General features: G+C 66.0%; 21 protein-coding genes. 4 read left to right on the top strand and 17 right to left on the bottom strand.

Features of this window, described 5'->3' with window-relative positions; translation table 11 throughout:
• The first annotated feature begins 4 nt into the window (after window positions 1–4).
• The gene (locus tag WQQ_RS15820) at window positions 5–3,760 is read left to right on the top strand and encodes a pilus assembly protein (RefSeq protein ID WP_007186233.1); all 3,756 of its coding nucleotides are present in this window, start codon (window positions 5–7) and stop codon (window positions 3,758–3,760) included.
• 5 nt (window positions 3,761–3,765) lie between these two features.
• Window positions 3,766–4,239, top strand: coding sequence for a type IV pilin protein (locus WQQ_RS15815; protein ID WP_040454653.1), 474 nt, complete (start codon window positions 3,766–3,768; stop codon window positions 4,237–4,239).
• A gap of 4 nt (window positions 4,240–4,243) precedes the next feature.
• Here the strand turns inward: WQQ_RS15815 and ispH are convergent, their stop codons facing one another.
• Genes ispH through murJ form a run of 5 tightly spaced genes read right to left on the bottom strand, consistent with a single transcriptional unit; the run spans window position 4,244 to window position 11,178 of the window.
• Window positions 4,244–5,203, bottom strand: coding sequence for a 4-hydroxy-3-methylbut-2-enyl diphosphate reductase (ispH, locus tag WQQ_RS15810; protein ID WP_007186231.1), 960 nt, complete (start codon window positions 5,201–5,203; stop codon window positions 4,244–4,246).
• 18 nt (window positions 5,204–5,221) lie between these two features.
• Window positions 5,222–5,728, bottom strand: coding sequence for a signal peptidase II (lspA, locus tag WQQ_RS15805; RefSeq protein WP_007186230.1), 507 nt, complete (start codon window positions 5,726–5,728; stop codon window positions 5,222–5,224).
• A 10-nt stretch (window positions 5,729–5,738) separates the two neighbouring features.
• Entirely contained in the window at window positions 5,739–8,618 is a 2,880-nt protein-coding gene (gene ileS, locus WQQ_RS15800; protein ID WP_007186229.1) for an isoleucine--tRNA ligase, read from the bottom strand.
• A gap of 45 nt (window positions 8,619–8,663) precedes the next feature.
• Entirely contained in the window at window positions 8,664–9,584 is a 921-nt protein-coding gene (gene ribF / locus WQQ_RS15795) for a bifunctional riboflavin kinase/FAD synthetase (RefSeq protein WP_007186228.1), read from the bottom strand.
• A gap of 37 nt (window positions 9,585–9,621) precedes the next feature.
• Window positions 9,622–11,178, bottom strand: coding sequence for a murein biosynthesis integral membrane protein MurJ (gene murJ, locus WQQ_RS15790; protein WP_007186227.1), 1,557 nt, complete (start codon window positions 11,176–11,178; stop codon window positions 9,622–9,624).
• A 109-nt stretch (window positions 11,179–11,287) separates the two neighbouring features.
• Here murJ and rpsT point away from each other — a divergent pair, with 109 nt between their 5' ends.
• A complete protein-coding gene (gene rpsT / locus WQQ_RS15785; protein WP_007186226.1) occupies window positions 11,288–11,551 on the top strand; it encodes a 30S ribosomal protein S20 in 264 nt (87 codons plus the stop codon).
• 180 nt (window positions 11,552–11,731) lie between these two features.
• Window positions 11,732–14,002 (top strand): TonB-dependent receptor family protein, encoded by a 2,271-nt coding sequence (locus WQQ_RS15780; RefSeq protein WP_083844589.1) that lies wholly within the window; start codon window positions 11,732–11,734, stop codon window positions 14,000–14,002.
• 76 nt (window positions 14,003–14,078) lie between these two features.
• Here WQQ_RS15780 and WQQ_RS15775 read toward each other — a convergent pair whose 3' ends face one another.
• From WQQ_RS15775 to flgH, 12 genes are all read right to left on the bottom strand, one after another.
• Window positions 14,079–14,774 (bottom strand): DUF2490 domain-containing protein, encoded by a 696-nt coding sequence (locus WQQ_RS15775; protein WP_007186223.1) that lies wholly within the window; start codon window positions 14,772–14,774, stop codon window positions 14,079–14,081.
• An 88-nt stretch (window positions 14,775–14,862) separates the two neighbouring features.
• Window positions 14,863–15,984 (bottom strand): glutamate 5-kinase, encoded by a 1,122-nt coding sequence (proB, locus tag WQQ_RS15770; protein WP_007186222.1) that lies wholly within the window; start codon window positions 15,982–15,984, stop codon window positions 14,863–14,865.
• Between the two features lie 7 nt (window positions 15,985–15,991).
• A complete protein-coding gene (gene cgtA / locus WQQ_RS15765; protein WP_007186221.1) occupies window positions 15,992–17,098 on the bottom strand; it encodes an Obg family GTPase CgtA in 1,107 nt (368 codons plus the stop codon).
• A 68-nt stretch (window positions 17,099–17,166) separates the two neighbouring features.
• Window positions 17,167–17,424, bottom strand: coding sequence for a 50S ribosomal protein L27 (gene rpmA / locus WQQ_RS15760; protein ID WP_007186220.1), 258 nt, complete (start codon window positions 17,422–17,424; stop codon window positions 17,167–17,169).
• A 29-nt stretch (window positions 17,425–17,453) separates the two neighbouring features.
• Window positions 17,454–17,765, bottom strand: a complete 312-nt coding sequence (gene rplU / locus WQQ_RS15755; protein ID WP_007186219.1) for a 50S ribosomal protein L21 — start codon at window positions 17,763–17,765, stop codon at window positions 17,454–17,456.
• 167 nt (window positions 17,766–17,932) lie between these two features.
• Window positions 17,933–18,313, bottom strand: coding sequence for a hypothetical protein (locus WQQ_RS15750; RefSeq protein WP_007186218.1), 381 nt, complete (start codon window positions 18,311–18,313; stop codon window positions 17,933–17,935).
• 164 nt (window positions 18,314–18,477) lie between these two features.
• The gene (locus tag WQQ_RS15745; protein WP_040454650.1) at window positions 18,478–19,353 is read right to left on the bottom strand and encodes an alpha/beta fold hydrolase; all 876 of its coding nucleotides are present in this window, start codon (window positions 19,351–19,353) and stop codon (window positions 18,478–18,480) included.
• A 54-nt stretch (window positions 19,354–19,407) separates the two neighbouring features.
• Entirely contained in the window at window positions 19,408–20,607 is a 1,200-nt protein-coding gene (gene flgL, locus WQQ_RS15740; protein WP_007186216.1) for a flagellar hook-associated protein FlgL, read from the bottom strand.
• Window positions 20,608–20,619: 12 nt separating this feature from the next.
• On the bottom strand, window positions 20,620–22,500 hold the full coding sequence (gene flgK / locus WQQ_RS15735) for a flagellar hook-associated protein FlgK (RefSeq protein WP_007186215.1): 1,881 nt from the start codon (window positions 22,498–22,500) through the stop codon (window positions 20,620–20,622).
• 8 nt (window positions 22,501–22,508) lie between these two features.
• Complete coding sequence (flgJ, locus tag WQQ_RS15730; protein WP_007186214.1) at window positions 22,509–23,417, bottom strand: flagellar assembly peptidoglycan hydrolase FlgJ; 909 nt, start codon at window positions 23,415–23,417, stop codon at window positions 22,509–22,511.
• A 12-nt stretch (window positions 23,418–23,429) separates the two neighbouring features.
• Window positions 23,430–24,533: a flagellar basal body P-ring protein FlgI gene (locus WQQ_RS15725; protein ID WP_007186213.1), complete on the bottom strand. Its 1,104-nt coding sequence runs from the start codon at window positions 24,531–24,533 to the stop codon at window positions 23,430–23,432.
• Window positions 24,533–25,186 carry a flagellar basal body L-ring protein FlgH gene (gene flgH, locus WQQ_RS15720; protein ID WP_007186212.1) on the bottom strand — a complete coding sequence of 218 codons (654 nt, stop codon included), beginning with the start codon at window positions 25,184–25,186 and terminating at the stop codon, window positions 24,533–24,535. Before flgH ends, WQQ_RS15725 begins: the two co-directional genes overlap by 1 nt.
• Between the last annotated feature and the right edge of the window lie 4 nt (window positions 25,187–25,190).

Here is a 25,190-nt window from a genome sequence, read left to right as displayed (position 1 = left end):
GGCCATGAAGAAATGGGTGCATCGTCTTTGCGCGCTGCTGCTCGGGCTGATCGTCTGCACGCAGTACGCCGTCGCCGACGACATCGAGATCTACACCAATCCGGCCAACAACAGCATCAAGCCGCCGTACACGGTGATCGTGCTCGACCTGAACCTGCTCGGCATCTGCAACAGCGTGCTGACGCAGACCAGCAACCCGAACAATCCGAGCGCGCCGCAGCTCTGCCTCAATATCACCAACACGATGGTGCTCAGTGATCTGCTGGCGGGCATCACCAGCAATCCGGCGCAGTTCCTGACCAACCTGCTCATCGGCAACTACACCTGCACCAGCAGCACGACCTGCAGCGGCAGCGCAACGGCCCTGTGCGACCTGTATGGACTGCTCGGCGTGACTTCGCCGGTCGTGCAGCTGCCGCTCTTGGGTCCGCTGCTGGCCCCGCTGCTCGGCGGCGTGTCGACCCTGACCTGCGGCACCCTGAATTTCCTGCTCGGCATTCCGCTGCTGGGCACCATCGTCAACGGCCTGCTCGGCGGATTCGTCGGCCAGCTCGTCACCGGGCTCGTGAGCCCCCTGCTGACCACCGTCGTCGGCCAGCTGCCGGCCGCGATTCTCGGCCTGCTCAACAGCACGTTCAGCGGCATCCTGAATCTCGGCCAGGTGGGACTGCTCGGTCTGCTCGAATCGATCCTCAACAACCTGATCAATTCGAAAGTCGCGATCATGCTGTCGCATGCCGACCGCAGCAATTTGACCGGATCGCCCGGCGCCAACTGCAGCTTCGCCGACAGCGCGAGCATTCCAGGCCCCCGACGCAGCACCAGCGGATGCAGCAACGGCGCCTACATGCTCGTGGGCTTCACCTCGCTGGTCGATCAAGGCTCGATCACGCAGCTGCTGAGCCGCGTCACCACGCTGCTGACCAACACGCTGAACCCGACCAACCTGCTCAACTCGACGACCGCGCTCGTCGGCACCGCGCTGACCACGCCGGCCTCGCTGCTGCCGCCGTACCAGGGCAAGGAAGTCTATGCGGAGCTCACGCATTACCTCGCCGGTAAGGATGTCTACAACGCGCCGCTGGCCCGCTGGGATGGGCTCACGGGCCTGCTCACGCGCGACACGAGCATCGAGCTCGCCAACGGCAACTACGTGCAGCCGCCGCTCGAATGCCGCACCGCGAACGTGCTCAACATCATGCTCACCAACAACATTCGCGACACCGAGTCCGATGCGACGCTGCGCTCGTATTTCCCGGGCCTGCCGAGCGGTGCGATCACGCTCGCCGATGTCGTGCAGCAGGCCAAGAGCCCGGGCTTCAAGGACATCACCGGCCGCGACATCAGCCTCAATTCGTATTTCCTGATCCAGGACCTGCTGACGAGCACGAGCTCGCTCGCCAATGCCGGCGGAACCTTGCTCACCTATGTCGACAGCCTCGGCCTGCTCGGCCTCGGGCAGACCGCGGCGCAGTTGCTCAAGCCGGTGCTGCGCGTCGATGCCTCGCTGAACACGCCGACGCTGACGGCCGATCTCACGCAGGCGTCGATCGTGCGTCCCGAGGCTTTCTTCACGCTGTTCAAGCCTTCGGTCGACAAGACGCCGCGCTGGGACGGCAATCTCAAGAAGCTCAACGTCAAGGTCGACGGCAGCAACAACTATCAGTACTACGACGCGCGCAATGCGCTCGCGATCGACAGCAGCGACGGCCGCATCAAGTCGAGCGCGGTGACCTACTGGACCAACACGGGCCTGCTCGGCTCCCTGTCCGCCGATGGGCGCGCGACCGCGCTCGGCGGCGCCGGGCAGAAGATTCCAGGCTTCGCGCTCGCCGGCGGAGGCAACCCGGGGCGCGTCAACGGCGACAACCAGCGCCAGCTGTTCTTCGATCGGCTCGGAACCTCGGGGCAGCTGTCGCTCGCCGCACTCGACGCCGACAGCCAGACCGTGCGCGACGAGCTCAAGGCCGATCTCGGCGTCACCGGCACCGCGACCGCGGACGACACCCTGCGCCGTTCGCTGCTGCTCTACGCGCGCGGCTTCGACGTCGGCACCGCCGCGACGCCCAAGGGCAGCGGAACCAGCGTCACCGGCGTGACGGGTCGCAGCTGGATGCACGGCGCGCTGCTGCATTCGCGGCCGGTGGCGATCAACTACGGCGCGCGCGGCGGCTACACGGCGGCGAGCCCGGACATTCGCGTCGTCTACGGTGCCGCCGACGGCTACCTGCGCATGGTCCGCAACAGCGACGGCGTCGAGAACTGGGGCTTCATGCCGCGCGTGGTCATGAACCAGCAGCAGGTGCTGCGCGAGAACGTGGCGACCGCGCAGTTCCCGTATGGCGTCGACGGTGCGCCCGCGGTGCTCGTGCAGGATCGCAGCAGCAGCGGCGGCCCCGCCGACGGCAGGATCGAATCGGGCAACGCCAACGACCGCGCCTGGATGTTCTTCGGACTGCGCCGCAGCGGACGCTACGTCTACGGCATGAACGTCACCAACCCCGACTCGCCGTCGCTGCTCTGGCGCATCGGACCCGATGGCCTGTATCGAAGCAGCGGTCTGGTTTCGGGCACGGCATCGAACTACAGCGAGCTCGGCCTCACCTTCTCGTCGCCGCAGATCGGCCGCATGAGCGTCACCGAAGGCAGCAGCACGTCGACCAAGCCGGTGCTGATCTTCGCGGGCGGCTACAACGGCGGCCGCGACAGCAGCAATAACAGGATCGGCAAGGATTACGCACGCGGCAGCGATGGACGCATCGGCACCGACGACAGCGTCGGCAACGCGCTGTACATCGTCGACGCCGAAACCGGCGACCTCATCTGGAAGGCCAGGCAAGGCACGTTCAGCAGCAGCACGCCGTACAACAGCAGCACCAAGGCATTCCAGCATCCGCTGCTCGTCAACAGCATTCCGGCCGATGTCACCATCGTCGATACCAATGGTGACGGCATCACCGATCGTCTCTATGTCGCCGACACCGGCGGCCGCTTGTGGCGCGCCGATTTTCCGGGCAGCGATCGCAGCAAGTGGGTGGCGACGCCACTCGCGAGCGTCGGCCGCCACAACGCCAGCACCAGCACCGTCACTCAGGATCGCCGCTTCTTCCACGCACCGGATTACGCGCCGTATCGCACCGCCATCGTCGGCAGCTTCGACGTCGTGCTGTTCGGCTCCGGCGATCGCGAAGACCCGCTCAACGTCACCACCGAAAACTATCTCTACGCCTATCGCGACTTCCGCACCGCCAGCTCGCTGACCAAGGACGACGTCATCACCACCGAAGCCGGGCTCAAGGGGCAAAGCGCGTTCGCCGATCTGACCACCGCCTGCGCCACCGCCAGCGACAGCTGCTCGAACTCCTCCGACCTCAGCACGGGCTGGAGACTGCGGCTGTCGGCGAGCGGAGAGAAGCTGCTGTCGCAGCCGCTCAGCACCGACGGCACGAGCTTCTTCAGCACCTACGTGCCGCCCGACACGACCACGCAATCCTGCGAACCGTCCGAAGGATCGAGCCGTCTCTACGGCGTCGCGCTAAGCGATTCGCGGCCGCGCTACAGCCAATTCATGACCGACAGCTTCGGTGATCTGCGCCAGGGCGCCGGTGTATCGCCCGGGCTGCCGGGCGAATTCAGTCCGCTGACCGCGAGCGCGCTGACCGCCAACGCGCAGACCATGAGCACGATCAATCCTCCCACCTACCCTTACTTCTGGCGCGAGCGGCGTGGCGACGAAGAAAAGGCGATCAGACAACCGTGAACGACATGACCACAGCAAGGACGCAAGGTGGCTTTACGTTGATCGAACTGATGGTGACGGTCGTCGTCGTCGGCATTCTGACGATGATCGCGGTGCCGTCTTACCGCAGCTACGTCATGCGCGCGAATCGCACCGTCGCCAAGACGGCGCTCGTCGATGCGTCTTCTCGGCTCGAGAGCTACTTCATCGTGCACAAGAGCTATACGAGGACACTGTCGGACATCCAGCTGCAGCAGTACCTCTCGCGTGACGGGAGCACCGCGGATGCGTCGACCAACGCCATCTACCAGCTCTCCATCGAAGCGATGGATTCGAGCAGCTGCGCAGCCAAGAGCGGTGCGGTCGGCACCAGCTACATGGTGATGGCAAAGCCGGTCGGCACCCAAACCAGTGACAGCACGTGCATGAACCTGTGCCTGACTTCCACCGGCATCCGGCTTTCTTCGGTGGGCACCGCGGCGACCTGCTGGAGCCGCTGAGTCCCTAGCTGCTGCGCACCGCTCCGGTGGCCTTGCGCAGAGCCTGCGGCAGCGAGAACACGATGGTTTCCTCGCGCCCCGCGAGCTCCTTGGCGACGCTGCCGCCGAGTTCCTTGAGCCGGCCGACGACCTGCTGCACGAGCACCTCGGGCGCGCTGGCACCAGCGGTGACGCCGACGCGCAGCTTGCCGTTCATCCATTCGGGCTGGATATCGTCGGGACCGTCGATCAGCCAGGCCGGCGTGCCGCGGCTTTCGGCGAGTTCGCGCAGGCGATTCGAGTTGGAGCTGTTGCGCGAGCCGACCACCAGCAGCACATCGCATTGCGCCGCCAGATCCTTGACCGAATCCTGGCGGTTCTGCGTGGCGTAGCAGATGTCGTCCTTGCGCGGCCCGCTGATCATCGGAAAGCGTGCACGCAGCGCATCGATGACACGCGCGGTGTCGTCCATCGACAAGGTGGTCTGGGTCACGTAGGCCATGTGCTCGGGCTTGCGGATCGGCAGCGTCTGCACGTCGTCAGGCGTCTCGACCAAATGGATGCGCCCACCCTGCGACTCGTCGAACTGGCCCATCGTGCCTTCGACTTCCGGATGCCCGGCGTGGCCGATCAGCACCACCTCGCGGCCTTCGCGCGAGTAGCGCTTGACCTCGATGTGCACCTTGGTCACGAGCGGACAGGTCGCGTCGAACACCGTGAGCTTGCGCGCGCTCGCGTCCTGGCGAACCTGCTGCGAGACCCCGTGCGCCGAGAAGATGCAGACCGCGCCTTCGGGCACCTGGTCCACTTCCTCGACGAACACCGCGCCCTTGTTGCGCAGGCTCTCGACGACGAAGCGGTTGTGCACGACTTCGTGGCGCACGTAGATCGGCGCACCGAGCTGTTCGAGCGCGCGCTCGACGATTTCGATAGCGCGGTCGACGCCGGCGCAAAAACCACGAGGATTGGCGAGCAGAATTTCCACGGCGAGATCCTCGGCGACTCAGCCGTTCGCAGCGGGCGGCTGCGCTTGCGGCTTCTTGCGGAACATTTCGAGCAGCATGTCGAGCACCATGAAGCCGGCGCCCACGCTGATCGCGGTATCGGCGATGTTGAAGGCCGCGAAGTGCCAGCCGCCGATGTAGAAATCGATGAAATCGACGACATAGCCGCGGGTGACGCGATCGATGACGTTGCCGAGCGCGCCGCCCATGATCAGCGACAGCGCCACCGCGACCAGCGTCTGCCCGCGCGGATTGCGGCGCAGCCAGATCAGGATGCCCACGCTGACGACCACGCCGATGGCCACGAACACGAGTGGCGACGAATCGCTGAACATCGAGAACGCGGCTCCGGTGTTGTGCATGCGCTTGAGGTTCAGGTACGGCAGCAGCGGAATCTCGTCGAACAGCTGCATGTTCTTGGCGACGAGCTGCTTGCTGACCTGATCGAGCAGCAAGGTCAGCACCGTGAGCCAGAGCCAATAGACGTTGCGGAACTGGAAAGTCACGGCGCGGCGCTCAGATCACGCGACGGCTTTCGCCGTCACCGAATACGTTGCTCACGCAGCGTCCGCAAAGCGTCGGATGCTCGGCATTGGAGCCCACATCGGCGACCTGGTGCCAGCAGCGCTCGCATTTCTCGTGTGGCGAGGCCTGCGACTGCAGCGCGAGCCGATCGCCGTTCTCGAGCGTCACCGTCGTTACGCTCGCAGGCGCATCGGCGAACGGACGCACGCTCGCGCCCGAAGTGATGAACCAGAAACGCAGCTCGTCGCCCGGCTTGCTGAGTGTCTGCGCGAGTTCCCCGTCAGCGTAGAGCTGCACACTCGCGTTGAGACCCGAGCCGATGATGCCGGCGGCACGCAGCTCTTCGAGCTGCTTCTTCACCGCTTCGCGCGCGGCTGCCAGGCGAGTCCAGTCGATGCCGTCGCCCGACAGATCGACGCTCGGCAGCTGGTAGAACTGCTGCGCGAAGATCGACTGCGAGCGATCGCCTGGCAGCAGCTGCCAGATCTCGTCGGCCGTGAACGACAGCACCGGGGCGATCCAGCGCACCATTGCCTCTGCGATGTGCAGCAGCGCGGTCTGCGCGGAGCGGCGCGCGAGGCTCTTCGGCGCCGTCGTGTAGAGGCGATCCTTGAGCACGTCGAGATACAGGCCGCCGAGATCGACGACGCAGTAGTTGTGCAGCTTCTGATAGACCGAATGGAACTGCTGCACCGCATAGGCATCGCGAATTTCATCCTGCAGCTTTGCAGCCTGCGCGATCGCCCAGCGATCCATCGCGAGCATCTCGCTCGGCGCGACGAGATCGCTCGTCACGTCGAAGCCATGCAGGTTGCCGAGCAGATAGCGCACGGTGTTGCGGATGCGGCGATACGCATCGGCCATGCGCTTGAGCAGGTTGTCGCTGATCGCGATTTCGCCGCTGTAATCGCTGGCCGAAACCCACAGGCGCAGCACGTCGGCACCGAGCGTCTTGAGCACCTGCTGCGGCGCGACGACGTTGCCGAGCGACTTGCTCATCTTGCGACCCTGCTCGTCGACCGTGAAACCATGCGTGAGCACGGCCTTGTAAGGCGACGCACCGCGCGTGGCGACGCAGTTGAGCAGCGAGGAATGGAACCAGCCGCGATGCTGGTCCGAGCCTTCGAGATACATGTCGGCCTGCGGCGCGAGGCCGTCGGCGTCGAGCGCAGCGGGATTGGTCGCCTTGAACGAGCACTGGAAGGCGCTGCCCGAATCGAACCAGACATCGAGCGTGTCGGGGCATTTGTCGTATTGCTCGGCTTCGCCCGCCGGCAACCAGTCGGCAACCGTCGAACCGAACCAGGCTTCGAGCCCGCCGGTTTCGATCGCATCGGCGACCTTGCGCAGCAGCTCGCCCGATTTCGGATGCTTTTCCTGCGTCTGCTTGTGCACGAACAGCGACAGCGGCACGCCCCAGGTGCGCTGGCGCGAGATGCACCAGTCGGGACGGTCGGCCACCATGCCGTGGATGCGGTCGCGGCCCCAACCCGGAATCCAGCGCGTCTGGTCGATGGCCTCGAGCGCCGCGCCGCGCAGGCCGGCGATGTCCATTGCGATGAACCACTGCGGCGTCGCCAGCGTGATTAGCGGAGTCTTGTGCCTCCAACAATGCGGATAGCTGTGCGAAATTGAATTGGCATGTACGAGCGCGTTGCCAGTGCGTAGCGCATCGAGAATGGGACCCTCTGCCTTGCGTAGGAAGATGCCGCCAACCACTGGGGTGTCGGCTTTGTATGTCCCGTTCACCGCTACCGGATTAAGCACTTCGACTCCGTGCGCTCGACAAACAACGAAGTCATCGACGCCGTGAGCGGGCGCGGTGTGAACGAGGCCGGTGCCGGCATCGAGCGTGACATGCTCACCGGTCAAGATCGGGCTGAAACGATCGGCAAAGGGATGCTTCGCATTGAGGCCGAATAACTCGTTGCCGCTCAGCTTTCCCAGAACCTCCCACTTGGAAACCTTCCATCTTGCAGCGCACGCTTCGAGCAAGCCCTCGGCCACGACAAGACGGCGCACTTCAGAATCTTCGAAATGGAAGTCGGCGAGTACGTACTGCAGCGAAGGGTGAACACTGATTGCCTGATTACCGGGCAACGACCAAGGCGTCGTCGTCCAGATCACAAATGCGGCGGGAGCCTCTAAAACACCAAAGTCCCGAGCGAACTTGGCCAAAGATTCGTCTGCGACAGGAAACGCCACATCGATCGCGGTCGACTGCTTGTCCTGATATTCGACCTCGGCCTCGGCGAGCGACGATCCGCAATCGAGGCACCAGTGCACGGGCTTGAAGCCGCGCACCACATGACCGTTGTCGACGATGCGCGCGAGCACGCGCAGCTGCTCGGCCTCGTAGGCCGGCTGCATCGTCAGATAGGGTTTTTCCCAGTCCGCGAGAATGCCCAGGCGCTTGAAATCGACGCGCTGGCGCTCGACCTGCTCGAGCGCGTATTCGCGGCACTTGGCGCGAAACGCGGCAGCGTCGAGCTTCTCGCCGACCTTGCCGAACTTCTTTTCCACCTGCAGCTCGATCGGCAGGCCGTGGCAATCCCAGCCCGGCACGAACGGCGCGTGATGGCCGGCCAGGCGAGCGCTCTTGACGACGATGTCCTTGAGTACCTTGTTGACCGCGTGGCCGATGTGAATGTCGCCGTTCGCATACGGCGGGCCGTCGACGAAGTGATACGCCGGCAGCTTCGCGGTGGCCGCGCTGATCTGCGCGTAAAGACCCTGCGATTCCCAGCGCGCAAGCCAGTCCGGCTCACGCTTGGCGAGGTTGGCCTGCATCGGAAACGCGGTTTCCGGCAGGTTGACGGTAGTCTTGTATTCGGCCCCGGCTTGGGTCGTGTCTTTTGTCGCGTCGTTCACGGTGGTCACTTCAAGAAAATCGGGATAAGGCGCCGGCCGCCAGTCTCAGGCGGCGGCGCCCAGGATTCGGCGGGCGTCTTCGGCATCCTGCTGCATGCGGGCGGCGAGCTCGGCCAGCGAATCGAACTTCAGCTCCGGCCGCAGCCAAGCGCGGAATTCGACGACCATCTCCTCGCCGTAGATATCGCCGCAGTCGCCGAACAGATGGGTTTCGAGCAGGCAGCGCGTGGTGCCGATGGTTGGGCGCACGCCGATGCTCGCGACGCCATCCCACCAGCGTCCGCGCACCTTGCCGCGCACCGCGTAGACGCCGTGACGCAAGGCCAGCGGGCGATGCAGGTCGATGTTCGCGGTCGGCATGTCGAGCGTGCGGCCGAGCTGCAAGCCGTGGCGCACGCGGCCGAGGAGCGCGTACGGGCGACCGAGCAGGCGCTCGACGCGCTCGAAATCGGGTTCCGCGAGCGCTTCGCGCAAGGCCGTCGAACTGCTGCGTTCGCCGCCGACGAGCACCTGGCTGACGACATGCACCTCGTGGCCGTGGCGGCTGCGCAGCACGGTTTCGTCACCTTCGCGCTTCTGGCCGAAGCGGAAGTCGTAGCCGACGACGATGGCCGCGACGCCGAGCCGGCGCACCAGATATTCGTCGACGAAATCGCCGGCCGGGCATTTGGAAAGTTCGCCCGAAAAACGCGCGATCACGGCGCGATCGAGCCCGCTCGCCGCCAGGGCTGCGACCTTGCTGCGGAAGGTCGTCACGCGCGGCGGCGCCTTGTCGCCCTGGAAGAATTCGCGCGGCGACGGCTCGAAGGTCAGCGCCGTGGCGGGCAGCCCGAAGCGCTGCGACAGCTCCTGCGTCTTGCGCACGAGCGCCAGATGGCCCAGGTGCATGCCGTCGAAATTGCCGATGGTCAGCACGCAGCCGCGATGCTCGTCACGCAGATTGTGAAAGCCGCGGATCAGCTCCATGGGACTTCGGGCGTGCCGGAACAAGGAAGGGCCGAAATTATACCGCTCCGCCGCGTCGCCCCATCAGCAGATGCCGCGGGCGCAGGCCCATGAGCCCGAGGCTGCCGAAGTAGGCGAGCCCGCAGACCGTCACCGTCGCCGACAGTCGCAGCACGCGGCCGGTCACCGGCAGGGCCATCCAGTCGGTTCGCGCGCCGGCCCAGGCGACGATCGCCATCAGCGCGGTGGCGACGAACAGCTGCGCGCCGAACCGCATCCAGCCGGCCGAAGGCGTGTAGATGCCGTCGCGACGCAACCGGCGATACAGCAGGATCGAATTGACCCAGGCCGTCAGCGAGGTCGACAGCGCCAGGCCGACGTGCGCGCCCTCGACGCCGAGCCGGCGCGAGACCAGGAAGGTGGTCAGGCTCAGCGCCATGCCGCAGAACAGGCCGATGGTCGCGAAACGTACGGGCAGCTTGGTCTCCTGGCGCGCGTAGAAGCCCGGCACCAGCACCTTCACGAGCGCGAAGCCCATGAAGCCGAAGCCGTAGGCCCAGACCGTCCAGGTCGTCATGAGCACGTCGTGCGCGCCGAAGCGGCCGTGGCCGAACAGGGTCGCCGTCAGCGGCCCGCCGAGCACGATCAGGCCCGCGGCCGACGGCAGGCCGAGCAGCAGCATCGTGCGCAGGCCCCAGTCGAGGGTCGCCGAGAACTGCTCGGGCGAGCGATCGGTGTGCCTGGCCGACAGCGCCGGCAGGATCACCGTGCCGACCGCGATCGCGAAGATGCCGGTCGGGAACTCCATCAGGCGGCTGCCGAAATTGAGCCAGCTCACCGCGCCGTCGGCGATCAGCGTCGCCAGGCTCGTGTTGAGCAGCAGGCTCACCTGCGCCACCGACGAGCCGATCACCACCGGCAGCATCAGACCGGCGATGCGCTTCACGCGCGCGTCGCGCAGCGAAAACTTCGGGGCGGGCAACAATCGCAGCCGCGCCAGCGAAGGCAGCTGTGACAGCAGCTGCAGCACCCCGGCCAGAAATACCGCGTAGGCCAGCACCATGACCGAATCGGCCGAAATCCAGGCCGAGCCGATGATGCAGAGGTTCAGGATCACCGGCGCCGCGGCCGGAACCGCGAAGCGCCCATAGCTGTTCAGGATGCTGCCCGCCATCGAGGTCAGCGAAATGAACATCAGATAAGGAAAGGTCCAGCGCAGCAGATCGGCCCCGAGCGCTTCCTGCGCCGGGTCGGAACGAAAGCCCGGCGCGAAGGCCCAGACCAGCAGCGGAGCCGCGAGGCAGCCGATCAGGGTCACCAGCGCGAGCACGCCGCCGAGCGTGCCCATGACCACCGCGGCCAGATCGCGCACCTCCTCGTGCGGCTGGCTCTTGTGGGTCTCGGTGAACACCGGCACGAAGGCCTGCGAGAACGCGCCTTCGGCGAAGATGCGGCGGCCCAGATTGGGCAGCATCAGCGCGACGAAGAAGGCATCGAGCAGCGGTCCGGCGCCGAAAGCCCGGGCGAGCGTAATCTCGCGAACCAGGCCGAGCACGCGCGAGGCGAGCGTCAGGCCGCTGACGATACTCGTGGATTTGAGCAGGGATCGGGACATGCGAGGCCGTCTGGACGAGCTTTTCGGCCGTCGGGAAGATTGACAACCAGGGGGTCGATCACAATACTAGCGCCCCTTCGATTTGTCGCCTCATTTTTGGAGTTTCACTTTGGCCAACACCGCTAGCGCCCGCAAGCGCGCACGTCAGTCCGAGAAAGCCCGTGCCCGCAATGCGAGCCAGCGCTCGATGATCCGCACCTACGTCAAGAAGGTCGTCAAGGCCCTCGACGCCAAGGACAAGACCGCTGCCGAAGCCGCCTACAAGGAAATGGTGCCGGTTCTCGATCGTTACGCCGACCGCGGCATGATCCACAAGAACAAGGCCGCTCGCCACAAGAGCCGCCTGATCGCGCACATCAAGGCTCTCGCCTGATCTGACGCCGTTCTGCTGAAAGTGGTACGACGCGGGCCGCAAGGCCCGCGTTTTCGTTTGTCCGGCGTTTGTCCCGGATTCCAAATCGGGAGAACTTCCCGATTACCGGCGCACCCCGCTTTCCTACTCTGCCCCTCGTCAAGGAACCGATGAGATGCCGCAAGGCAAAGGGAGGAAGCGATGTCACTCGCCACGCGTGGGGCGCTGGTCATGTTCGCCGGACTGTGCGGCGCAATGGACGGGGCCTCGGCCCAGGAATCGGAAGACCGCCGCAGACGCGCCGCCGCCACGCCGGCTCAGTCCGGCGCGACCCATGAGCCTCCAACGGTTCTGTTGGCGCCGATCAACGTCGAAGGCAGCCTGCCCGACCATATCGATGAAACGCCCGGCGCCGCCGCGCGCCTGAGCGCCGAGCAGATCGACGCCCTGCGTCCGTACACGCTGCACGATGCGCTCGATTTCATTCCGGGCCTGCGCCATATCGACGACGACGCACTCGGCCGCCGATCGAGCATCGGCGTTCGCGGCGCCCCGTCGCGTCGCTCGCGCAAGACCTTGCTGCTCGAAGACGGCGTGCCGATCAACGCCTCGGCCTATCTCGATCCGAGCGCGCACTACACGCCGCCGGTCGAGCGCCTGCAGAGCATCGACGTGCTCAAGGGCGCCGGCCATGTGCTGCACGGTCCGCTCAACAATCACGGCATCGTCAACTTCATCAACCAGCGCCCGACGCTGACGCCGCAGACCACGGTCGAAGCGGCCGGCGGCAATCTCGGCAGCTTCAAGCGGCATTTGATGCACTCGCGCACCGACGGCGCGCTCGGCACCGTGTTCTCGTACACGGGCATGAATGCCGATGGCGTGTTCGACACCGAAGACACGCAGTTCGACGACTTCTACGCGCGCGCCGACTGGGCCTTGTCGTCGCGGCAGACGCTCAGCGCCTCTGCCACGTACCTGCGCGAGCGCTCGCATTACGACGAGAGCAATCTGACGCCGATCGAGTTCGATCTGGCCCCGCGCCGCAAGCGCGATCGCTTCGGCCAGCAGTACAACACCATGGCGGTGGACTACCAGAAGTACGCGCTCACGCACGATTTCCAGATCAGCGAGCGGCTGTCGATGTCGACGAGTCTGTTCGCCACCGACATCGATCGTCCGCGCTTCACGGTCGACCCCGATGAAATCGAGCTCGATGCCCTGCCCGACTTCGTCTACGACGATCCCGCGCGCCAATTCGTACGCGGACAAAGCGGCGTGATGATCAGCCGCAGCCGCCAGTACAACACCTACGGCGTCGATTCGCGCATGCAGCTCTCGGACCTGTGGGCTTTCGGCACCCGCCACGACCTGCAGTGGGGCATACGCTTCGAGCGGCATTTCCTCGACAACGCGGAGTCTTTCGGAGACGTCGGCGAAGTGCTCAACGTGAACAATCGCGGCCACTACTTCGGCGAGAACGAGTTCGAAGAAGCGATGCTCGAGAAGTACCAGGCCTCGGCGGTTTCCGGCTTTTTCCAGGACACCCTGCGCTTCGGCCGGCTGTCGATCACACCGGGCGTTCGCGTCGAGCACTACACGCAGAGCAAGGATCTCAAGTTCGAAGCCGACACCCTCATCAACGAGCGCCAAGCCGACGATCACACGCTCGTACTGCCCAGTATCGCGGCGCTTTACGATCTCGATGAACGCACGCAGCTCTACGGCAACGTCGCGCGCGGCTACACGCCGGCGTTCGCTCGCACGGCCGAAGAATTTCCGCTCAAGCCCGAGACCGGCATCAATTCGCAGGTCGGTTTTCGCACCGCGCCTGCGCGCTCGCTGCGCATCGACGGCGCGGTGTTCTACAACGTGATTCGCGACACCGTGGTGCAGGAGCCATACACGATCGACGGCGAAAACCTGGTCGTCAACGCGGAAGATTCGATCGCCTACGGCATCGACCTGGGCCTTCGTCTCGGGCTTTCACCGGCCGACACGCACAGCGGCCTCGCTCCGTTCGCCGAACTCGCCTACAACTACACGCGCGCCGAATTCACCGCAGGTGAACTCGACGGCAATCGCGTTCCCGAAGTGCCGCTCAATGCGGGCAGCCTCACGCTCGGCATCGCGCATCGTGCGGGCTGGGAGATCAGCGCCACCGCGAGTCACTTCGGCAGCTTCTTCACCGATCTGGCGAACACGCGCAACCGCACGCTCGCCGACGAAGACGGCGTTCCACTGCAAGCCGGCGACAACATCGAAATCCGCGAACCCGCCGTACTCGGCGAAGTCGCAAGCCACACGATTTTCTCGGCGCGCGCGAGCTACAGCTTCGGCAGCAAGCCGCGCACGACGCTGTGGCTGCAGGGACGCAACCTGAGCGACAAGCTCTACGTCACCGACCACGTCAACGGCCTGCGCCCGGGCGCCGAGCGTTCCGTGATGGCGGGAGCGACCTTGCGCTTTTGATCGATACTGCAAATCGATGGCGTGCTCGCGCAATGCGCGCACGCCATCGGCGCGTCAGAGCCGCCTCAAAACCGCGTCAAAATCGCGTATACAGCGCGAACTGCACGACGTGGTTGAGCGTGTCGTTGACGCGGCCGTTGATGTACTGGTTCAGATAGCCGAGCTCGAGATCGATCTGCTTGCTGAGTCGATAGCCGCCCGCAAGGTAGGCGCGATTCTGGTCGAAGAAGGCGCCGTTGACTGCATCGCGGTGCTGGACGTTGAAGAAGATTTCGTTCTGCAGCCCGATGAAAGGCCCGCGCGTGAACGCGCCGTCCGGGTGCCCGAGCGGGATCACCGAACGCGCGAAGTAACGCAGGCGCTGTGCGAAGCGCCGGTCACCGCCCGAAGCCTGCTCGATGAATCGCTGCTCCAGGCGCAAGCGATGCGTGAGCGGCACCGAGCCGAGCTGTTGCGTGTAAATGTACTGCTGCCAGATGCGGTGTTCGACCAGATCGTGGCCCGGCGTGTTCAAGGTGCCGTTCCAGAGATAGCCGACCGTGAAGTTGCTGCGCGAATTGATGAAGTACGTGAGCCCGGGCCGGAACATCAGGTTCTGCGTGTCGGCCCAGTTGTCACCCGAGCGAATCTGAACGTCGCTCAGTGAACCCCAGTGCTCACTGAATTTGAAGCTGCCGTTCCAGCCGGCCCAGCCGGATTGCTGCGTGATGGTTTCGGCCAAAGCCTGCGAGGAGATCAGCAGGCCGGCGAGCAGCAGGAGCGTCTTTTTCATCCTTGGATCTTGGAGTCGATGCAGCGGCAGCGAAGTGCCGGAGCGCCCAAGGATACGTCGTCTCGACGACGACGTTCGCTTTCGGGCGCTAGACCAGAACCAGATTGTCGCGATGCACGAGCTCGGGCTCGCCCGGATAGCCGAGCCGCTGCGCGAGCTCTTCACGCTTGGCGCCGAGGATGCGCAGCGCTTCGACGTGCCCGTAGTTGACGAGGCCGCGCGCGATCTCACGCCCTTCGGGATCGAGGCAGGCGACCAGGTCGCCACGATCGAACTGCCCTTCGACGCGTTTCACGCCGACCGGCAGCAGGCTCTTGCCCTGCGCGCGCAGCACCTGCACGGCGCCCTCGTCGAGATGCAGCTGACCGCGAACCTGCAGCTGGCCCGCAATCCAGCGCTTGCGCGCCGCCATCACCGTTTGCGCGGGCTTGAGCAGGCTGCCGATCGCCTGACCGCGCGCGATCTGCAGCAGCGCCTCGGGCGCGCGACCGTGCGCGATCACCGTCGCCGCACCGCTGCGCGCCGCGATGTGAGCCGCTGAAAGCTTGGTGCGCATGCCGCCGCGACCGAGCACGCCCTTGCTGTCGCCGGCCATCGCCGCGAGCTGCGGCTCGGCGAGCGAAGCCTCGGACACCAGCCTGGCGTCCGGGTTGTTGCGCGGATCGGCATCGAACAGGCCTTCCTGGTCGGTCAGGATCACCAGCAGGTCGGCCTCGATGAGGTTGGCCGTCATCGCCCCGAGCGTGTCGTTGTCGCCGAGGCGGATTTCATCGGTCGAGACCGTGTCGTTCTCGTTGACCACCGGCACCACGCCGAATTCGAGCAAGGTCGTCAGCGTGCTGCGCGAATTGAGGTAGCGGCCGCGATCGGCCACGTCCTCATGCGTGAGCAGGATCTGCGCCGCGCGCAGGCCGTGCGCCTCGAAACCGAGCTCCCAGGCACGCACCAAGCCCATCTGCCCGACCGCGGCCGTCGCCTGCAGCTCGTGCAGGATGCTTGGGCGCTTCTTGAGCCCGAGTCGGGCCATTCCCTCGGCGACCGCGCCCGATGACACCAGCACGATCTGCCGGCCTTCGGCGCGCAATGCGGCGATCTGCGCGCACCAGTCGGCGATGGCCTCGCGGTCGAGCCCCTGGCCCTTGGCGGTCACCAGCGAGCTGCCGATCTTGATCACCCAGCGCTTGGCGCGGGTCAGGGTTTGACGGTCCATGCAGCCTTTACTGGTTGTCGTCGTCTTCGTCGGACAGCTGCTGCTCGTGCGGCGGACGCTCCGGCATCACTTCCGGCTCGTCTTCTGGCTCGTCTTCGATGACCGGCGCATGCGCCTCGACCCAGGCCATCGCCTCGCGGGCGAGCACGTCGCAGCCTTCGCGCGTCGCCGCCGAGATCGCGAACCAGCGGCCCTGCCAGTCGAGTTCGGCGAGCGTCCTGTCGATGAGCTCTTGGCGTTCTTCGGGCGCGAGCACGTCGATCTTGTTGAAGCACAGCCACTGCTCGCGGCTCGACAGTTCTTCGCTGAACTCGGCGAGCTCGGCGTTGATCACGCGAATGTTCTCGGCGATGTCGCTGCCATCGGGCGGCATCACATCGACCATGTGCAGCAGCAGTCGCGTGCGTTGCAGATGCTTGAGGAAGCGGATGCCGAGCCCCGCGCCGTCGGCAGCGCCTTCGATGAGCCCCGGCACGTCGACCATCACGAACGAGCGATGCTCGCCGACCGCGACCACGCCGGGCTGCGGATACAGCGTCGTGAACGGATAGTCCGCAATCTTCGGGCGCGCAGCCGACACCGAGGACAGCAAGGTCGACTTGCCCGCGTTGGGCATGCCGAGCAGCCCGACATCGGCCATCAGCGACAACTCGAGCCGCAGCTCGCGCTGTTCGCCCGGAGAACCCGGCGTCGATTTTCGCGGAGCCCGGTTGGTGCTCGACTTGAATCGCTTGTTGCCCAGGCCATGGAAGCCGCCTTGCGCAATCTTGATGCGGCTGCCACGACGCGTGAGCTCGCCGATCAGTTCCTCGGTCGAGGTGTCGTAGATCAGCGTGCCGAGCGGCATCGGAATTTCGAGATCCGCGCCACCGTGGCCGGTGCATTCCGAGGTCTGGCCGTTCTCTCCACGCTGGGCGCGGAACACGCGCGTGAAGCGGAAATCGGCCAGCGAGTTGAGGTTGTAATCGGCCACCGCGTAGACGCTGCCGCCGTCACCGCCGTCACCGCCGTCCGGTCCTCCGAACGGAATCGCGCGCTCGCGCCGAAAGCTCACGCAGCCGTTGCCACCATCACCGGCGTAAACCTCGATGAGCGCTTCGTCGACGAATTTCATTGCAATACTCCGACCACAAAAAAGCCCCGTCGAGACGGGGCTCTTTGCACCTTGCGTGGCGCCGGGCTTTAAGCCGCGACGACGTCCACGTAGGTGCGGTTCTTCGGGCCACGGGCCACGAAAGCGATCTTGCCATCGACCTTGGCGAAGATCGTGTGATCCTTGCCGATGCCGGTGCCGGTGCCAGCGTGATACTGCGTGCCACGCTGACGGATGATGATGTTGCCTGCGATGACGGCCTGACCGCCGAACAGCTTCACGCCAAGACGCTTGGACTTGGAATCGCGACCGTTGCGGGTACTACCGCCTGCTTTTTTGTGTGCCATGACTGTGCTCCGAAATCTTGAGTCTGGACTTAGGCCGAGATGCCGGTGATCTTCACTTCCGTGAAGTTCTGGCGGTGGCCCTGTTCCTTGTGATAGTGCTTGCGGCGACGGTGCTTGATGATGCGGATCTTGTCGCCACGGCCGTGACGGACCACTTCAGCGGTCACGACACCACCCGAAACGAACGGAGCGCCGACCTTGACGCTTTCGCCTTCGCCGACCAGGAGAACCTGTTCGAAGGAGATGGTCGCGCCGACTTCGGCAACCAGGCTTTCCACTTTGAGCTGTTCGCCAGCGGCAACGCGATACTGCTTGCCTCCGGTCTTGATGACGGCGTACATCGGCTGCTCCAAAAGACGTTTCCGAGCGGTGGCAGCAGACTTCGGAAAGTCAGGGGCTGCCGTAGGGAGGCGGGATTCTAGTGAGCGTGCCACCAATCGTCAATGCTTTTGTCACAACGGCGCTGGCGGGCTCCAAGCCGGCCGACGACCGGCACCCGTAGCTGCTTTCAGGCCGAGAACGGGCCGCCGGACATATGTCGCAGAGCGAGCTTGAGACGGCCCAGGCACTGGTCGAGCCGGCGCGAACCCAGCGGCACGCGCGTCATCTCGTCGGTGATGTCCTTCAGGTGAGCCCAATGCATCGGCAGCGCATCGTCGGAGGTCATCGCCTCGATCACGCCGGCGTCTACGCAGGCTTCGGTGCGAACGACGATTTCATCGATGTAATGACGGCGCTTCTCGGCGCTGCCGTGCTCGAGGCAGCGATCGATCAGGTCGACCAGGGCCCTGGCGTCGACGCCGTCGCCGAGCTGGCCGTTGGTGCGAACCGGAAGCAGGCCGATGGCGATCGGAAGGTCGGTATGGGTGCTTTCGCGCAGGGTGGTCATGGCGTCGCCTCGGCAGGATCGTCACCTCCATACGCAAAAGCGGTGCCTGCGTCGGGAGCCGCATCGGCGGACGGCGCCGGGACCCTGACTATTTTTTCGGCGACCGGGCCGGGCCCGGCATTCTGCTGGCCGGCCTCGAAGTCCAGTGCAAAACGCCCCGGCGCTCAGCGCGCCGGATGATGCCGGCGCAGAAAGTCGGTGACGCCCTGGTTGAACGCGTCGTTGCGATCGCCCGCGACCATGTGCCCGGCTCCCGGCACATCGAAGACTTCGAGCGTCGGCAGGTAGCGGCGGAACTCCTCGATGCCGGCCTCGGACACGATGTCGCTCTGCAGGCCGCGCACCACCAGCGTCGGCTCGCGCACGCGGGCCGCGGCCTCGAGCAGGCGCTCGGTGACGATCGGCGGCTCGGGCGGGTCCATGCTCAGGAAGCGCGGGTCCCAGTGCCAATGCAGCCGGCCGTCTTCGCGCAGACGCAGGTTCTTCATGAGCCCGGAGATGTCGCGCGGGCGCGGACGATGCGGGTTGTAGGCGGCGACCGCGTCGGCCGCTTCCTCGAGATTCGCGAAGCCTTCGGGCCTGGCACGCATGAACGCCATGATCTTGGCGCCGCCGGTCGCCTCCACGCGCGGCACCACGTCGACGAGGATCAGCGCGCTGGCGATGCGCCGATCGCTGGTGCCGACCGCATGGAGCGAGGTGATGCCGCCCATCGAGGCGCCGACGAGCGCCGGCGCGTTCGGCAGCGTGGCGATCACCGCCTTGAGATCGTCGGAAAGCAGCTCGACCGAATAGACGCCATCCGGCGACCAGTCGCTGTCGCCATGGCCGCGCGCATCGAGATTGATGACGTGGTAGCCCTGGGCGATGAGCTCGCGCATCGCGCCGTGCCAGGAATGCCGGGTCTGGCCGCCGCCGTGGGTCAGGATGACGGCCGGGTGGCGCGGGTCGCCGCCGACGTCGGCGGTGACTGCGATGCCGCCCGGGACGGGGTAGCGGCGCACTTCGAACACGGCGCCTGAGCTGGTTCTATCGTTCATGCCGCCATAGTAGCGACGAGCGCGCCGCCACCCCAACCGCCCGGAACGAAGGGGTCACTTCATGTAGTCGAACAGGCTGAGCCCCTGAACCTTCAGATAACTCTGCTGCGCGGCCTGCAACGCGGTTTCGGTTTGCGACAGGCGTGCCGCCGTTTCGATGTAATCGGCCTCGCGCAAGCCGGCCAGCCGCTCCTGCAACTGCGTCGAACGCGTGTCGAGCTGGGCCTCGGCGTCTTCGATGGCATTGAGCCTGGCGCCGACGCCGCCCCGCACGTTGCCGAGATGATCGATCGCGGTGTCGAGCGATTTGAGCGCGTCGAACATGCGCGTCTGGTCCTGCGTGCGCTGCGCCGGGCTGCGGCCGCCGCTCGAGACCAGGTCGACGAGGTTCTGCACGGTGCTGAAGACGTCCTGCTGCCGGCTTGGGCCCAGCGTGAATTCGTCGCCATCGGACGGCTCGCCGACGAGCGTGATCGAAGCGCCGCGGAACTGGATCGCGACCTGCGATTCGTAGCGGCCGCCGGCCACCACGCCGTCGTTCGCATCGAGCACGCTGTACTGGCCATCGTCGATGCGCACGCGATAACGGCCGCCGTCCCACTGGCTCGCATCGGTGAAGTGCACGTCCTGCACGCTCGCGAGCCCCTTGTTCGCGGTTCCCGCGCCGACCGTGAGCCGGCCGTCGCCCGACGCCAAGGTCATGAAGACGTCCTGGCCGTTGTCGCTCAGCGCGACGTTGCGATTGGAGCCGATCGGCAGCGAGGCGCTCAGGGTGTCGCCTTGATAACGCACGCCGCCCGCGGTGCGCTCGAACGGCCGGCTGTCGCTGCGGCTGCCCGAGAACAGGTAGACGCCCTGCCCGTCGCGCGTATTCGCCTGCGCCACGAGCTCGCTCAGGCGCTCCTTCATCTCCTTGGCGATCGAGGCGCGATCGGAATCGCTCAGCGTGTCGGAGTTGGCCTGCAAGGCGAGCTGGCGCACGCGATCGAGCGTGGCGACCGAACTCGCGAGCGTGGTCTCCTCGAGCGACAAGCGGTCGTTCGCCGAACCGATGTTGCTCTTCCAGCGGCCGATGTCCGCAAGCGCCTTCTCGATGTTGAGCGATTGCCCCGCCGCGACCGGATCTTCACCCGCGCGCTGGAAGCGCTGGCCGGTCGCGAGCTGCGTCTGCACCTTCGACAGCGCCTGCATCTGCGCCTGCATCACCGCGATGCCCTGCTCCGCCATACCCGCGCTGGTGACCCGAATGCTCATCGTTGAACTCCCTTATCGCCGCACGGCCGCGAGCAGCGAATCGAACAGCGTGTTCGCCATCGACACCACCTGCGCGGCCGCCTGGTAGGCCTGCTGATAGCGCATGAGATCGGCGGCTTCTTCGTCGAGATTCACGCCGGACAGCGAATCGCGCTCGCTCTGCAGCTGCGAGCGCAGCGTGGTCTGCGCATCGAGCTGCACGCTCGCCTGCGCGGCCTGCGAACCGACTTTCGAAACCAGCGCGCTGTTGGCGCCCGCCAGGTTCAAGCGGCCGCCGTCGAGCAGGCCGAGGTCGGCGATCGCCGCGAGCGACACCGCGTTGCCGTTGTCGCCCGAACTGCCGTCGCTGCGGCTCAGCGAAAACGTATCGCCGCTCGCGGGCGTTCCGCTGATCTGCACGCGCAGGCCGTTGAATTCGATCGCGCCGCCCGATGTGTACGCGTAGTCGCCACCGCCATTGATCGTGAAGCGATCGGCCGAGGTGAACGCGATCGTCGCATCGCTCAGCAGCGAAGCGTTGCCCGCATCGAGCACTTCGGGCGTGCCGATCGTCGCAACGCCCGTATTGGTCGCACCGACACTCGTGCGCACGGGGCTCGAGGCCGCGAGCCGCGCCGGATCGCTGATCGCGAGCTTGAGCTGGCCGGCCGCGCTGTGCGTGGCTTGCACGAGAAAGCGATCGCCGGCGTTCGCGCTGCCGCTCAGCGTCAGGCTCAGGCCGCCACCGACGAGCGGATCGTCGGCCGTGCCGCTGCCGCTCAGCGCGATCGAAGCACCGCTGCTCACGCTGCTCATGTTCCAGCGCGCGCCGTCGTAGCCCAGCACATAGTCCTGGGCGCCCGCGGTGTCGACGTCGCTCAAGGCGGCCGCGATTTTCGCGGTGCCGGTGTTGGCGCTCGCGGCGCTGACCGTGCCGGTCGGCATCGTGAACAGATCGCCACCCATCTGACCGAACTGATCCATGCCTTCGGCGTGCTGCGCGTTGATCGCCGAAGCGAAGGCCGCCGCCATGCTGCCGAGCCGCGCCATCGCCGGATCGAGCACTTCGCGACGATAATCGAGCAGGCCGCCGATCACGCCGCCCGAAACCTGGTTGCTGACCGAAACCGGAGCGCCGCCACCGCCGCTCAGCATCAGCTCGCGCGGACGGCCGAATTCGTCGTTCGCGACGCTCAAGGTCGATGCCTGGTTGCCGAGCACGAGCGGCTGCCCGCTGCCGAGCGAAATGTTGACCGAGCCGTCGTCGGCCGTGCTCGTCTCGATGCCGACCTGCTCGGCGATCTTGCGCACGAGCTGGTCACGCTGGTCGAGCAGCTCGTTCGGCGTCCGGCCCGGGGTGGTCGTCGTCGCTTCGCTGATGCGCTGGTTGAGTGTCGCGACCTGCTTGGCCAGCACGTTGATCGTCGAGGTCGCATCGACCAGGCGCGCATCGACGTCGCGATCGCTGGTGTTGAAACTGGCCTGCAGATCGTTGAAGCGCGACGCCAGCGTCTGCGCGCCCTGCAGCACCACCTGGCGCGACGCCGTCGACGAGGCACTTGCCGCGAGGCTGTTGATCGCGTCGAAGAAATTCTCGAGCGGCTGCGACAGGCCCGTCGTCGAACCCGACAGCCAGCCGTCGGTCTGCGCGGCCTGCGACGACAAGGTGGCGATGCGCGAATGGCCGCTGTCCTGCGCGATGAGCCGCTGCGTGACGAGCTGATCGCCGAGCCGCGCGATGCTGCGCACGCTGACGCCGGCCGCGGTCGTGCCGAGCGTGCTCGATTGCAGCTCGATGCGCTGGCGCGTGTAGCCCGCGGTGTTCGCGTTGGCGACGTTCTGGCCCGTGACGTTGAGCGCCGCGCGATACGCCATCAGCGCGGAAGAACCGATACCGAGCAGATCGGAGCTCATGTGTTCTCCTAGACGCTATGGAGGCGCGGCTTGCCACGCGTCAGCGCAGCACTCATGTCGCGGCTGTTGGCGACATCGACGATCTTGTGCGCGTAGGCCGGGTCGGTCGCATAGCCGGCTTTCTGCAGGCCCTGCGCGAAACCGCCGACGCTGTCCTCGCGCAGGGCGTCGACGTAGCGCGGATTGCGGCTCAGGAACCGGACGTAATCGTCGAAGGTTTCGGACAGCGATCCATAGGCGCGGAAGCTCGCGGATTCGTTGCGGAACCCACCGTCGACGTATTCCTTCGTTGCGGTTTCGACGGTCTTGCCGCTCCAGCTCGAACCGGCCTTGATGCCGAACAGATTGAGCGTCGGCCGGCCGTCGGTGTCGCGCGGAATGCGGCGTCCCCAGCCGGTCTCGAGCACGGCCTGGGCCATGATCGCGCGCGTCGGAACGCCGAGCGCCTGCGCTGCCTTTTCGGCATGCGGACGGATCGCATCGAGAAAGCTGTCGGCATCGCCGGGCGTCCATTCGCAAGCGCCGGCTTCGCCGGATTCGCTGATGCCGGCGCTCTTCGCGGTCTTCGTATACGCCGCGATCGAGCTGGCGGAATTCACCGACGCCGAAGCCGCGCCCGGCGCACTCGAGGACTGCGCGAGCTGCTTGACGAGCAGGTCGGCCAGGCCCATGCCCTTGCCGCTCGCCAGCGTCGTCGACAGCTGCTGATCGTAGAGGCCCGTGTAGAAATCGCCCTGGCTTCCGAGCGTGGAATCGCCCGGCAGCGCGTCGCGCATGCTCTTGAGCATCATCTGCATGAACAGCGCCTCGAACTGCTGCGCCGCCTGCTTGAGCGCGGCCGGATCGTTCTGCTGGGCGGCCGCACGCAATCCCGCGTACTGCGAGAAATCGAGTGCATTGACCGGCTGGGCGGACATGGCGATCGGCGCTCAGATGACCACGAGCTCAGCGCGCAGCGCGCCGGCCTGCTTGAGCGCTTCGAGGATCGCGACGAGATCACCCGGCGCGGCGCCGATCTGGTTCACCGCGCGCACGATGTCGTCGAGATTCACGCCCGAGGCGAACTTGAACATCGTTCCGCCCGACTGCGTCACTTCGATCGCGGATTGCGGAACGACGACGGTCTGGCCATCCGAGAACGCGGAAGGCTGGCTCACGATGGGACGCTCGGCGATCGTCACCGACAAGCTGCCGTGGGCGACTGCGGCGGGCCTCACGGTGACGAGGCTGCTGATGACGACGGTGCCCGTTCGCGAGTTGACGATCACGCGCGCCGGCGCATCGCCGGGGCTCACGTCGATGGCTTCGAGCGAGGCCATGAACAGCACGCGCTGGTTCGAATCGCTCGGCGCCTGCACCGACACCGTCACCGGATCGAGCGCACGCGCCACCGGCGAATGCAGCGCGTTGTTGATGCCGTCGGCGAGCCGCGCGGCGGTGGTGAAATCCGGCGTGTGCAGGTTCAGCAGCAGATCGCCGGCGCCATCGAAGGCGCCCGGCACCGAGCGTTCCACCGACGCGCCGTTCGGAATGCGGCCGGCGCTCGGCACGTTCACGCTCACGCGCGAGCCGTCCTTGCCCGACACCCCGAGGCCCCCGACGACGACGTTGCCCTGCGCGATCGCATAGACCTGGCCGTCCGCGCCCTTGAGCGGCGCCATCAGCAGCGCGCCGCCGCGCAGCGAACCCGAATTGCCGATCGAGGCAACCGTGACATCGATCATCTGGCCGGGCTTGGAAAACGGCGGAAGCTCGGCGGACAGCGCAACCGCCGCAACGTTCTTGAGCTGCGGATTGACGTTGGGCGGAACCGTTACGCCGAGCTGCTGCAACATGCTCTTGAGGCTTTGTACGGTGAACGGTGCCTGCGTGGTCTGGTCGCCGGTGCCGTCGAGGCCGACGACCAGGCCGTAGCCGACCAGATGATTCGTGCGAACGCCCTGCACGCTCGCCAGATCCTTGACGCGCTCGGCGTGTGCATTCGATGCGAGCACGCCAAGCGCAACACTCATGATGATCTTGAGCTTGTTCATCAGAACGGCATCCAGGGCGAAGAGAAGAAGCGCGCGAGCCAGCCCTGCGCATTCGAATCGGCGAGCGCTCCGCGCCCCGCATAGGTCACGCGCGCGTTGGCGACGCGATCCGACGACACCGTGTTGGCGGTGCTGATGTCGGCCGCGCGCACCAGGCCTTCGAGCTTGACCACTTCGGAGCCCTGATTCAGCTGCAACTGCTTCTCGCCGCGCACCAGCAGGTTACCGTTGGCATAGCGCTGCACCACGGTCACGGTGACGCTGCCCGACAGCGAATTGCTCTGGCTCGTATCGCCCTTGCCGGCGAAGCTGCGATCGCCGTTGAAGCCGACGCCGTAGGTCAGGTCCTTGCCGAAGGCGCTGATGTCGCCGAGCGAAACATCCTGCTTCTTGCTCGTGCTCGTCGCCGCCGATTTCTTCGCCTGCGTGCTCTCGACGAGCACCACGGTCAGCACGTCGCCGACGTTGCGCGCCTTGTTGTCCTCGAACAGCGCGAGTCCGCCGCCGCTCGAGTAGATGGCGCCCGGCTCGACGCTCGCCACCGGCAAGCTCGGTGCCGAGGTCTCGACCACGGGCCGGCTCGCATTCGCGGCGCAGCCGACCAGCGGAACGTTGATCGCGAGGGCGATCGCGGTGAGGAGCAAAGCGCGCATGGCC

It is taken from the genome of Hydrocarboniphaga effusa AP103, assembly GCF_000271305.1.
Classification (GTDB): domain Bacteria; phylum Pseudomonadota; class Gammaproteobacteria; order Nevskiales; family Nevskiaceae; genus Hydrocarboniphaga; species Hydrocarboniphaga effusa.
This window is presented reverse-complemented; position numbering and strand designations above follow the sequence as displayed.